Raw genomic sequence first — 12,595 nt, 5'->3', positions numbered from 1 at the left:
GACTGAAAAACTAAATAATCGTTGATCATTTTCCATTGTGAGAAAGATTCCGGCCATTCAAAAAGGCTTTCTTTCGATCCTGCCCAATCATTTTTACTTTCTATAAGTTTAATTTTGTCAACCGGTATAATTATTTGTTCATTACTATTTTCGTTATCATGAATATAAAAAACCGAAAAATCTCGGAACACTAAATCTTTGGGAGTTTTCTTTGAAGTATTGGATATTTTAGCTTCAATTTCTATAACTGGACTGGCTTTTTTCATTCTCACCCAAACTTCGGTAAGAGTTTTTTGGAACATGTCCTTCCCGGAAAGGAAGATTTCTCCTAAATCATCAGTAGAATTCAGAATTTCAAATTGCAAATCAAATGGTTGACGATCCCGGGTATTCCATGGAAGGGAAAAATAATAGCCACCAAATTCAACGGTATGAAGACCACCGGGAAGAACCATAGGATCAGGAACGAATTTCTGATAGAGATAAGATTGTTGTTGGTCGGATAACATAAAATTGGATAAGATACGACCCCGGTTGGGAATTAAATCTATGGCAACCAGATCGTTACTCATGTGAATGATTTCTGGATTAGTTTTTGTGCTGGCCAATTCAGCTACCGGGAGAACATACTGATCTTCAGTTACGTTGATTGACACCTTCGATTGAGCTATGGAAAATGCACACATAACCAAACCCATCATGATCAAAACAACAATTATAGATTTTTTAATTTTCAATGGGATTCCCTCCCTTTTTATTATTCTTTCACAGCTCCTGCTGTGAATCCTTTTATGAAATAACCCGATACCGGCATGAATAGGATAAAGACCGGTATCATGATAAGAATCGATCCGGAAAGCAGCGGTCCCCATTCGATATATTGTTCAGCAGTAAAGGTTGCTAAACCTAATGGCCCCGTTTTCTTCAAATTGGAGGTAATCAAAATTAAAGCAAACATATATTCACCCCAGGCAGTAATGAAAGCATAGGCTCCTGCAGTTACCAATCCTGGTGAGGCTAATGGAATAACAATGCGAGTGAAAGTGGTAAAAGTGCCAGCTCCATCAATTCCGGCCGATTCTTCCAGTTCTCTGGGAATATTTTCAAAGAAAGATACCAACAACCAGGTACAAAAAGGTGATACCAGTGCAGTATAAATGATAATGAGTCCAAATAAGTTGTCATATAAATTCATGGTAGTAAATAGTTTATAAATTGGAACTAAAAGAACAACAGTTGGAAAAACATAGATAAAAAGGAGAAATTTTGAGATCAAACCAGCACGGAGCCTTCGATTTCGAGCAATTCCATAACCGCTTATTGATGAAATTATGAGAGTAAAAAGAGCAGTAAAAACAGATACATAAAGACTATTAAACAAAAACCGGGGAAAATCTCTGACCGGTGTTCGAGCAAATAAAAGGGTTTGATAATTTTTTAGAGTTGGTTCAACTGGCAAAAAAGAAGCACGGGACATAATTTCTTTTAAAGGTTTAAAAGAAGAAATGAATATGTAGACAAAAGGCCAAATAATAAGTGCCAGAACCAGTATGATAACGCATATTGTAATAATATTTTTGGTCCGGTTAATTTCTGCCAAACCGTTTCACCTCACCGACAGGCTGAATGATAATTCATTTAATTCAATTATTGTTTATCTTTTGGAGTAAGGTAACTGAAATAGAAAAAACCAAGAATAATCAAAAAGATACCAATAAAAACTGTTACTGCAGATGCTTCTCCCAAACGGAAGGTCTTAAAAGCAGTTCGGTAGATTAAAACTGGTAGGGTTTGGGTTGCCGTTCCAGGACCTCCCTGAGTCGTTAACCAAATAAAATCAAAAGTATTAAAATTCCAAGCAAATGCCAGGAATCCAACAAACCAAATCATTGAGCTAAGAAGAGGAAAAGTAACAAATCGAAATTTTTGAAAACCAGTTGCACCATCCACCTCGGCTGCTTCAAAAACACTCAAAGGAATAGCTTGAAGAGCGGCCAAAATCATCAAAGTCCCAAAAGGAAGAAATTTCCAGGAGTTAAGAAGAATGAGAGCAGGCATGGCGGTGGTATTGTTACCTAAAAAATGAATTTGTTTCTCCATTAACCCAATCGAAGTCAAAAAAGCATTAATAATGCCAATTCTGGGAAGCAACATCCATCTCATACAGACTGCAACTGCAACGGTAGGCGCAATCCAAGGGAGCATTATCAGTGATCGAGCTAAATGAATTCCTTTCATTTTTTTGTTTAGTAGAATCGCTAAGAAGAGGGGCACAATCAACTGAATAATTAAATTACCTAAAGTCCAATAAAGGCTTTTCCATAAAGATTCCCAGAAAAAGCCACTACCCAGAAGGTAGGTATAATTTTTTAGTCCTATATAATTGGATTTGGCGCCTCCAAAGGAAATATCATAGAAAGAGTAAATTAAATTTCGAATATATGGATAAGCAAAAATAACCAAGACAACGATGAAGACCGGGAGCAAGAATAAGTATTGCTGTATTTCATTTTTCCGAATTTTAAGCATTTAAACCACCCATACCAATAAAATATCAACGAGCTGGAACAATACTCCAGCTCGTTGAATTGAGATTATTGCGCAATCGGTGCAGAATATTTGGTCATGAGTTCTGCGCCATAGGCTGCTGCTTCTTCGGGAGTCATTTGACCACTTACTACTTTATTGACAGTATCAGCTAAAACATCAGCACCGGAGATATCACCAATACCGGTATTAACCCATTTACCATATTCAAAACCATAAAGCGTAGCATAATCATTCAAAGCTTCCATGGCAATTTTATGAGCATTTTCGAATCGTTTAACAATCGGATCATCCCAATATTCCTTGGCTTGGGAAGCGGCAACACTCGTAGGGAAGAAACCACCGGGTTCTTGACCGGAAGTTAATATAGCGTTTATATCGGGTCTCATCATGAAACGAACGAAGTCGTAAACCGCTTCTTTGTGACCTGGTTTTTCTAAAGTATCTTTATAGAGATGAACTTCATTGGGGTAGGTAATTGTCCCTCGTTCAGTGCGATCTTTATAAAAAGGTATATGAGCTGCATTGTAGTCATCGCTATCAAACTCTTCGTGGAATCTTTTCTGGACCGATGGAAAGTAAGGAGACATGGCCAGGGTTCCTGCTGCTATATTCAATTCGATTTCTCCCCAAGACCAGGCTTCGGCTCCGGGAGGAGCAAATTTGATCAAATCATTATATAATTTCAGTGCTTCAATGGTTTCTGGGCTATTAAAGGTGATATTTCCATTTTCATCAAAGAATCGTGCACCGGTACTTGCCATGAATATGTAGGCTTGTTCGTCGGTCATCAAGTTCTTTGCTCCACCAATCCCAATACCATATACTTCTTCTTCCGAATTTTCGGTGATCTTTTTGGCGTAATCAAGTACTTCATCCCAGGTTTTTGGTGGTTCAGTAGTTCCAACATATTCTTCGAGGAAACTAGGTCGATAGGTCATGAGCATGACCATGGTCATAATAGGAACTCCCCAATAATCACCATCATAGAAATACATATTCTTCTGGTTGGGAAATATCTGGTACTTTTCATCAATTTCTTTCACTAAATCAGTTAGTGGTGCCAGAGAACCGGTCTTAAACATGGTTGTAACAAAATCAGGTAAACCAAATTGAAAATCAGGGAGTGTGTTAGCTTCAATAGCAGCTAAGGTTTTAACCCAAGCATCTCCCCACATGACAACTTCTTGTTTTAAATTGATGTTGGGGTTTTCTTTCATGAAAAGATCGATTACTTTTTGAAATGCTGCAACTCGGTGAGCAGGTGCTTCGTGATGCCAAAAGGTTATTTCTAATGGCTGATCTTGAGCAAAAGTTATACTACCTAACACCATGACTAAAGTAAAAACCATCAGGATTAAAATCCCTTTTTTCATTGTATGACCCTCCTATATAAAAAAGTATTCAACCAGAAAACGATTTACTCTCAAAATTGTTTACAAGTTTTTAATACGATTGAAATATTCTTCTACATATTTTGTATTGGCTTCGTCGCCACCAACTCGGTTGGCACTCATCCATACCTTGGGGGTAACACCTTTGTTTACCATATATTTAATGGTTTCAATTTCAATGCGGCGCACAATGTATCCGTCAGTCATAGCTGAAATAGGCGCAAAAGGACGATCAAAATTATCAATCTCCATAACTGAATCGCCTACTGGATTATAATCATCAATAAAAAGATCAACCAAATCTATCATATTCTGACGGCTAGGGTGACGGGTAAAATGATCTTTGGGGATCTTTTCCTGCCACTCGCTCCCTCCAACTCCAATAGTATAAGCTTTTTTCTTTTTGCATTCTAAAATGGCATCAATAGTAGCAGAATTGACTCCAATATTATTGAATACAATAGCTACATCTCCAGCTTTGACTCCATAATAATCGACTACTCGGTTCATATAATCCGGGCATCTTTCGATGCGCATTCCGTGGGTAGCTCCACAGGCTCCATATAATGCTCCAATTGGTATAATGTAGTTAACCGGAACCAATCCACCAGCTCGGTAAAACATATCATAAGCGGGGATATCAGTATGTCCTCCAGTACCAATCACATGGAGTAAACCGTCTTTCATGAGGACATCCCCGATAACTTGCCCGGCTTTTTCAAAATTTTTTGCTTGTTCTTTTTCAATTTTTTGAAGAAATTCAATGGTAATATCAAGATAGCTTTTTCCTTTTACCACGGGCATAACCTCCTATTATTTATTACTAAAGAAGAAGAAAAAATCACCTCCTTAATACATTTTCATTTTAACGTTAATAATATCATGTATATACAGGTTACATTGAGATATAATAAGCTGTCAAGATAAAATGGTGAAAATTATTTAAATCAATCATTCTTTTATTGTTGTTGAGCTTTCTGTTTTTAGGATAAAAAGAAAGGTGTGTACAAACATTTCTAATACCTGTAGAGCAAGAGAAGCTATTAACTATCAATCTGGGGACAAATTTAGAGAAATCTCTATTTTAATTCGGTAATAATAATTTAAATAAAGGATAAGATTAAATCTTTATTTTTCAATTGACCGTTTATTATTCTGATGAAGAACGTTTCTTTTATCGATCATGAATTTATATCGGTCAGCTCGATAAAGAAAAGTAACATATTCAATAGGAGTATCGAGCTCATCAAAAGTAACCCTCTCGCAAAGCAAACCAGGTATATTGGTTGATACTTCAAGAAGTTTAGCTTCTTTAGCTTTTAGTAAAACTGCTTCAACGCTTTGCTTTGCCCATAAAACCGGCCGTTCAATAAAGGTATTCAATATCTCACACAAATCTCTTCTTTCAATTTCTTCTTCACTGGTTTTCATAAACTTAAAAAATATACGATAGGGTAAATAGACATTTTGTAAGCAAATTGGTTCGTGGTTGGCATAGAGAAGCATTTTAACATAAATAATTTTGTCTTCTGAATCAAGGTTGAGCATCTCAGCAATTTTTGGATACGGATCTTCAATTCGTCGCTCCAATAGTTTCCGTTCGGGTATAAGACCGCGACAAATCATATCATCAGTAAAGGTTGTAACATAGGTTAATTTTTCAATGATTTTGGGTTCACAAACAAAACTGCCTTTTCCTGCAACTCTTTGAATGTATCCTTCATTCACGAGATCGCTAATAACCCGTCTTACCGTCATTCGACTGATGTTATACTTTTTACAAAACTCGGACTCAGAAAATAACTTATCACCAGGCTTTAATTTTCCACTTTCAATCATTGACAGAATTATTTTCCTTAATTGTATATGTAGTGGAACTGGAGATGTTTTTTCAAGAAGCATCTATTATTCCCACACCTTTCGGTAATATAGTTAAATTATAACATCCTGTAAGAACTGGTTATAACCAGGATAAAAAATTCTTTCGAATAAGTCAATACTCTAATCTAGTGACGAGGGATAAATTATGAGCAACAAGTTAAAGTGCCTACCTCTTTCATGACATTCATCGAGAAAGGATGACCTTACCTTCTCAGTTGCTTTCTCTTGTAACTTCTCTATTTTTTAAAAAAATCATGATACACTACTTAATAATAAGCAAAGATTTATTCAATAATAGGAGGAAAAAATGGATTCGCCTTTTATTTTTGATTTAAGTTATTATGAGGAAGTTAATGATCAACTTAAAGAAATCGTCAATACTGAAAAAGAAAAAATGATGCAAGCTTCATTGCAAATTGCTCAATCGATAGCCAACCAAGGGCTTGTTCACATATTTGGAACCGGTCATTCTCATATGTTTGGTGAGGAGGCTTTTTACCGAGCCGGAGGTTTAGCATGCATCAACCCGATTCTTGAACCCTCTCTCATGCTTCATACTGGAGCCATGAAGTCTTCAGCTCTCGAGGATTTAGAAGGCTATGCTGAGAAAATATTCAATCATGTTCAACCCGAGAAATCTGATATTTTTGTCATTTTTTCCAATTCTGGGGTGAACTATGTTCCGGTTGAGATGGCTAAAAAGGTTAAGGATTCCCAACTCCCACTTATTGGCATTGGATCGAGAAAATACAGCGAATATTTAAAAAACACTAAAAATCGTCAATCACTGAGTGATTTTTCCGACATATTTATTGATAATCATACCGAAATCGGAGATGCCGTTTTGTCGATACCTGGACTGGAACAGAAAATTGCACCTACCTCTACAGTCTGTGGAGCTTTTATTCTCAATTTGATATTAGCAAATGTGTCGATGTGGCTTATTCAGCAAAAAAAATTAACACCTCCAATATTCATTAGTGGTAATTTACCAGATGGGAAAAAGAAAAATACCGATCTCTATAATCGCTATCGAAAAAAAGTGAGAACTCTATGATGAATAGTTCTGCCAATATTTTAACCATCGATGTCGGTACTACTAACTTAAAATGTATTATTTATGACGAAAAAGGGAGAATTAGAGCTCAATCCTCAAAATCCCATCCTACTAACTTTTCATTACCTGGATATGCTGAACAAAATCCAGCTATTTGGGTATCAAATTTACAGAATCTTCTTCGGACAATAGGAAATAAAGATCCGAAAATTATAAAGTCTATTCAAGGAATTTCTCTCACTGGACAAATGCACGGACCGGTTTTCTTAAATTCAAAGCAAGAAATAGCCTATCCCTGTATGATTTGGTCTGACACCAGGGCTCATGAAGAGGTTCATTACTTAAAAAACACTTTCACATCCGATTCCATTTTAAAAATAACTGGAAATCCAGTTCAAGAAAGTTTTACTCTTCCTAAAATACTTTGGTTGAAAAACCAACAATCAAATCTTTTCCCTCAAGTCGATAAAATCGTGTTTCCTAAAGATTATCTCGGGTTTCTTTTAACCGGTAACATTTATACTGATCATTCAGACGCTTCTGGATCGCTCCTATATAACCTTTCAAATCATAATTGGAGTGAGGAAATTATCAATAATTGTGCATTAAAAAGGTCCTTATTTCCAGATATTATTCAAAGTGATGATATTCTGGGAAGGATTTCCTATGCTGCTGCCAAACAGTTTGGTATTTCAGAAGGCATTCCGGTTATAAAAGGTGGTGGTGATTTAGCCACAACTGCATTGGCAAATGGAACGGACCAAATAGAAAGTCTATCCCTATGCATTGGAACCGCAGCACAAATGCTGATGAGTTTTGAGTCCATCGAGGAAAAACTATTAGGGCGTTTATACTTTTTTTCTCATTGCATACCTCAAAGTTATTTTTGCTTAGGAACAGTTCCAACCGGGGGGTCTTCAATACAATGGTTTAAAAATCTATTTGAGTTAGAAGATAAAGAATTCATTTTAAAAGAATTAAACACCATCGAAGATGAAAATACCGAAAGGAATATCCTTTTTTTTCCATATTTAATGGGGACGGGAACGCCTCACTTTGATTATCGAGCTCATGGTGCCTTTTTAGGTCTTCAGATTAATCATAAGAGAAAGGATTTGATTTATTCCATTATAGAAGGCATAATTTTTGCCTTAAAAGATTCTTTTGCCTCGATATCAAAACCACAAATCAGAAAGATTTTTTTAAGTGGTGGTGCTACTCGTTTTCCTATATGGCCAAAGTTAGTGAGCGCTATATTTAATCTTCCTGTTTTTGTTTTCCAAAATGCTGATTCCTCCACCATTGGAGCATTTCTTCTTGGGGCAAAGCGTTTGGGAATTATTAAAGATTTTGACACGATTATTAATGGTTTAATACCCGAAGATCCATTTCTCCCTCAAATAAAATATACTCAAATCTATGAGAAGAAATTTAAAAAATATAGACATTTCTCAAATTTTATTAGAGAATACTCGACTTATGATAAAGATTTTTTAGAATATATTTAAAAAAAGCGGAGGATTGATTCATGGAAATCATCTATGCAAGCAATTATGAGGATATGAGCCGTAAAGCAGCCATTGCTATCGCCCAACAAGTTATCAAAAAACCAACCTCGGTGTTAGGTTTTGCAACTGGTTCCACGCCTCTTAGAACTTATGAAATACTGATTGAATACCACCGACAGGGGATAGTCGATTTTTCCTGCATCAATACTTTTAATCTTGATGAATATATTGGACTTTCCTCAGATCATCCACAAAGCTATTCATTTTTTATGCTTAAAAACCTTTTTCGTCAAATTCAGCTTGATCCAAGCCGTATTCACATCCCCTTAGGAACAGCTTTAGATCTTTCGAGGGAATGTGCTGATTATGAAGAAGCTATACAAAGCTTGGGAGGAATCGATTTTCAACTGCTTGGTTTAGGCTCAAATGGTCATATTGGATTCAATGAACCAGGAACCCACCTTAACAGTATAACCCACGTGGTTTCCCTTAGTCAGGAGACCATCAAAGCAAATTCACGCTTTTTCATTAACTTAGAAGAAGTTCCCAAAAAAGCAATTACCATGGGTATAAAATCTATTATGAATACCCGAAAAATTCTTCTTTTAGTGAGTGGTGAAAAAAAAGCCGAAATAATTCGTCAAGCTCTTTCGGGACCGATCAGCAAAGAGATACCAGCATCGGTTTTACAACTTCACCCCAACGCAACAGTGGTTATCGATCAATCGATTTTGTAACTGGAAATAACCAAAACAATAGTAAAAACCGAGCTGTTAATAAAAAAAATTAAAAGGTGAATCATGCTATGAAAATAACACCTAACTATCACCTAGTCTTTATTTGATATTCGGTACGAGATACGAAAGGAGACAAGAAAGATGAATGGAAAAGATCGAGTCAAGACTGCCTTAAAACACCAAGAACCGGACCGCGTTCCCATCTCCTGCCAATATACACCCGAAATCCAACGGCTTCTTGAAGATTATACTGGACAAAAAGGTATAGACGTCAATGTTGCCATGGGAGATGATGCGGTTATTGTCTGGGAAGGAATGGTTAATCTTTTTAATGGAAAGATTAAAGAAGGGGAGATCTATGACACTGAATGGGGAATTCGATTTTTAAAAAAAGGTCTTTATAATGAGATATGTCATAATCCGCTGAGCAAAGCCACCACAGTTGATGATCTAAAAAAGTATCCTTTTCCCCTACCAGTAACCCAGGAGTTGATCGATAGAGCAGCGAATATTATTAAAAAATACAGCGATAATTATGCCATCATTGGAGCAGTGCCTTTAACTATGTGGGAGGGAGCAATTCATCTGCGAGGTTACCAACAAATGTTGGAAGATATGCTTACAAATTTAAGAATGGCAGAGACATTATTGGATCGAGTCATGGAATATCATTTCGAAATTGCTATGGCCCTTATTGATTTGGGAATAGATATTCTCTGGCTGGGTGATGATGTTGGAATGCAAAGTGGTATGCTTATTTCTCCCAATCTCTGGAGGCAAGTATTTAAGCCACGCTGGAAAATGATGTTTCAAGCATTCAAAAAAAGAAATCCTAATCTCATCATCGCTTATCATTCTGATGGCGGAATCCGGCCGATCATCCCTGATTTTATCGAAATCGGATTGGACCTGCTCAATCCTCTCCAGCCTTTAAGCATCGGAATGGACTCGTTTGAATTAAAAAAAGATTTTGGTAAGGATTTAAGTTTTTTTGGGGGCATTGATATTCAAGAAGCCTTACCATTCGGGACTCCGCGAATGGTAAGAGATGAGGTGAAAAAGAGAATCGATGCCTTTGCCCCTGGTGGAGGTTACCTCTGTGGGCCAACTCATAATATTCAAGCTGATACTTCTCTCGAAAATATTTTAACCATGTACCATACTATTCAAAATTATGGCCAATACACTGTAAGATATTGATTCGTGCAAGAAGATACCGGGAACTAAAAATATTTTGATCGTGAACAAAGAGTAATAATTAAACCTGAAAATAATGCAATAAAGACAATTGAAGCTCGATAGGCTCCAGTTAGATCGATTAGAGAACCAAAGATAATGGGTAGAGCAAGTGGACCAATATTTCCCAGCGATGAGATAACTCCAACTACCCCGCCTACTGAAGTAGCATATCTTTCGTGTTCCGCCGGAATCGCTAAGCTGATGGTTAAAATACTGTTTAAGCAAAACCCGGCTAAAAATAAGCTTAAATTAAATATACTATAATTATTAGAATTGATTCCAAGAGTTGCCAAAAGAGTGGCTATACCCATAAAGGATAATAAAAAGTTACGGTTTTTCAAACGATCAGAAATGAATCCAGTAATTGGACCTGAGAAGAAAAAACCTAAAGGAAGAAAAGTGGCCAAAGAAGGTCGAAAATTTTTCATCTCGATTACTCTGGGAACCCAGGTTGCCAAGGTGTCGTAGCCTCCCATACATGCTATAACCAACATTAGAAGAACCCAAAGAGAGCGGTCTTTGAGAATCGCTTTAAATTGAGTAATTTTAATAGTTTCGGTTTTAAGATGAGTTTCAGGAATGAAGAGCCACCAAAAAATTGCTATTAAAACCGACAGCATTGCATAGACTAAAAGAATATTTCTCCAATTTAAAATTGGTAATAAACTTGGTGTAAACGCAATAGCGGTTGCATTCCCAGCTGCAAAACCGGCAATATAAATTCCAGTGGCAAAACCTGTGGAATGTTTATGAAAGGATTTTTTAACTAAGAGCGGAAGAATAGGGAGAATTGATGATAAACCAAAACCAAGAGCCAGCTGAGTCATCAAAAGTGTAGCGTAGCTTTGGGTAAAAGGCCGAATGACTGCTGCTATTGCTGAAATGGGAAGAGCAATCCGAAAGGCATTCCTGAAGCCAATATGATCACCAATTAATCCCCAGGGGATACGAGAAGCAACCAAGCTGATCATAGCAATCCCAAAGATAAAAGCAAAACCGGCATGAGAAAGGTTCATTTCTTCCATAATAATTGTTGAAAGCGGTGCGGTTGCAAATAAAAGAAGATGAAGCATAAAAGCAATTGAAAATGCAAAAAGCGACATTTTTAATTGATGAAAATTCATTGAATTTTTTATCATAAAAAGAATCCTTTCTTTTAGAGGTTGTTATGACATTATAAATACGGTTAAAAATTTATACCGGTTATTCCATGATAATAACGCCTTTTAGATAATCGATATCCTTTCCAGATGCTGCTTCAAATCCTTTAGCTAAGTCTTCAAGGCAAAACTCATGAGTGACCAACTGATCAAGGGGAAGGAAGTGCTTTTGATATCCCCAGACTCCTTTGGCAACATCTTCTATAAAATTGAGAGAATGCCAGGGATGAACCGAGGCGACTATGGGTGACTTAAACATCAGCTGATAACCAAGAGTATTGCTCATTATTTGATCACCAGCATAAAATGACGATGCAATGATTCTACCTCTACCCTGATACCCATAAAAGGATGCATTACGAATTATCAAAGAAGCCATTTCCAAACCTTTTAATTTTCCAGTTATTTCTATGGCAATATCTACTCCTTGATTATGAGTTAAATCTTGGATAAATTGTTCACAATCATCCCGTTTTGGATTGAGGATAAATTGAGCTCCCAATCTTTTTGCCCATTCCAGACGTGAATCTTGGAGATCGATAGCGATTAGCCCTTGAAGAGGCATTTGTTTTAAAGCTGATAGAGTTAATAAGCCCATTGTTCCACAACCAATGACAGCAACAAAATCTCCATATTCAGGCCGGGCTGTTCGAACCATGTTCGATATACAGCCTAAAGGCTCAGCTAAACAGTATTCTGGATTCTCAACTGAATCGGGAATTTTGACCAATTTTTTAGGGATAGTAACCACATGTGAAGCAAATGATCCATCAATCGGACCACCAACCCGATCGCCAATTTTAAAGTCTTTAACCTCGCTTCCAATATCAAGTACAATTCCTGATGGCTCATGTCCCAATTCAACCGGATATGGGATTTCTTTTTGAAAACGATAGTTTTCGAGACCTTCGATAATAGTGACACTTTCACCTAAAAAAGTGGACATCTCAGTATGGCATATACCACAAGCTTCTATTTTTACAAGAACTTCATCCTTTTTTAAGGGTGGAATTTCTTCTTGCTCAATAACAAAAGTTTTTGGCGATATGAGTTTGGCAACTTTTCTTTTCAT

The 12,595-nt window shown here is 36.7% G+C and carries 12 protein-coding genes; 4 read left to right on the top strand and 8 right to left on the bottom strand.

What is annotated here, in order from left to right:
* The 6 genes from PLK24_RS03620 to PLK24_RS03595 form a co-directional block, all read right to left on the bottom strand.
* Positions 1 to 737: hypothetical protein (locus PLK24_RS03620; RefSeq protein WP_324476405.1), on the bottom strand; the 737-nt coding region annotated here is incomplete at its 3' end.
* A gap of 20 nt (positions 738 to 757) precedes the next feature.
* Entirely contained in the window at positions 758 to 1,600 is an 843-nt protein-coding gene (locus PLK24_RS03615; protein WP_324476404.1) for a carbohydrate ABC transporter permease, read from the bottom strand.
* 47 nt (positions 1,601 to 1,647) lie between these two features.
* On the bottom strand, positions 1,648 to 2,529 hold the full coding sequence (locus tag PLK24_RS03610; RefSeq protein WP_324476403.1) for a carbohydrate ABC transporter permease: 882 nt from the start codon (positions 2,527 to 2,529) through the stop codon (positions 1,648 to 1,650).
* A 65-nt stretch (positions 2,530 to 2,594) separates the two neighbouring features.
* Positions 2,595 to 3,923, bottom strand: a complete 1,329-nt coding sequence (locus PLK24_RS03605) for an ABC transporter substrate-binding protein (protein ID WP_324476402.1) — start codon at positions 3,921 to 3,923, stop codon at positions 2,595 to 2,597.
* A 60-nt stretch (positions 3,924 to 3,983) separates the two neighbouring features.
* Positions 3,984 to 4,739, bottom strand: coding sequence for a sugar isomerase domain-containing protein (locus PLK24_RS03600; protein ID WP_324476401.1), 756 nt, complete (start codon positions 4,737 to 4,739; stop codon positions 3,984 to 3,986).
* A gap of 330 nt (positions 4,740 to 5,069) precedes the next feature.
* Complete coding sequence (locus PLK24_RS03595) at positions 5,070 to 5,843, bottom strand: GntR family transcriptional regulator (protein ID WP_324476400.1); 774 nt, start codon at positions 5,841 to 5,843, stop codon at positions 5,070 to 5,072.
* Positions 5,844 to 6,129: 286 nt separating this feature from the next.
* Between PLK24_RS03595 and PLK24_RS03590 the strand changes: the two genes are divergently transcribed.
* The 4 genes from PLK24_RS03590 to PLK24_RS03575 all read left to right on the top strand — a co-directional run bounded on the left by PLK24_RS03590 (position 6,130) and on the right by PLK24_RS03575 (position 10,324).
* Positions 6,130 to 6,879, top strand: a complete 750-nt coding sequence (locus PLK24_RS03590) for a sugar isomerase domain-containing protein (RefSeq protein ID WP_324476399.1) — start codon at positions 6,130 to 6,132, stop codon at positions 6,877 to 6,879.
* Positions 6,876 to 8,387: a xylulokinase gene (gene xylB, locus PLK24_RS03585; protein WP_324476398.1), complete on the top strand. Its 1,512-nt coding sequence runs from the start codon at positions 6,876 to 6,878 to the stop codon at positions 8,385 to 8,387. Before PLK24_RS03590 ends, xylB begins: the two co-directional genes overlap by 4 nt.
* Before the next feature lie 20 nt (positions 8,388 to 8,407).
* Positions 8,408 to 9,124 (top strand): glucosamine-6-phosphate deaminase, encoded by a 717-nt coding sequence (gene nagB / locus PLK24_RS03580; protein ID WP_324476397.1) that lies wholly within the window; start codon positions 8,408 to 8,410, stop codon positions 9,122 to 9,124.
* A 141-nt stretch (positions 9,125 to 9,265) separates the two neighbouring features.
* A complete protein-coding gene (locus PLK24_RS03575; RefSeq protein ID WP_324476396.1) occupies positions 9,266 to 10,324 on the top strand; it encodes a uroporphyrinogen decarboxylase family protein in 1,059 nt (352 codons plus the stop codon).
* A 23-nt stretch (positions 10,325 to 10,347) separates the two neighbouring features.
* On the opposite strand, the gene PLK24_RS03570 is transcribed toward PLK24_RS03575, so the two are convergent.
* Entirely contained in the window at positions 10,348 to 11,487 is a 1,140-nt protein-coding gene (locus PLK24_RS03570; RefSeq protein ID WP_324476395.1) for an MFS transporter, read from the bottom strand.
* Between the two features lie 79 nt (positions 11,488 to 11,566).
* A partial coding sequence (locus tag PLK24_RS03565; RefSeq protein ID WP_324476394.1) for a zinc-dependent alcohol dehydrogenase occupies positions 11,567 to 12,595 on the bottom strand: 1,029 nt, incomplete at its 5' end.

It is taken from the genome of Atribacter sp. (genome assembly GCF_035418125.1).
Taxonomy (GTDB): domain Bacteria; phylum Atribacterota; class Atribacteria; order Atribacterales; family Atribacteraceae; genus Atribacter; species Atribacter allofermentans.
Note: the sequence above shows the minus strand (reverse complement) of the source record. Positions and strands in the feature narration are given on the sequence as shown.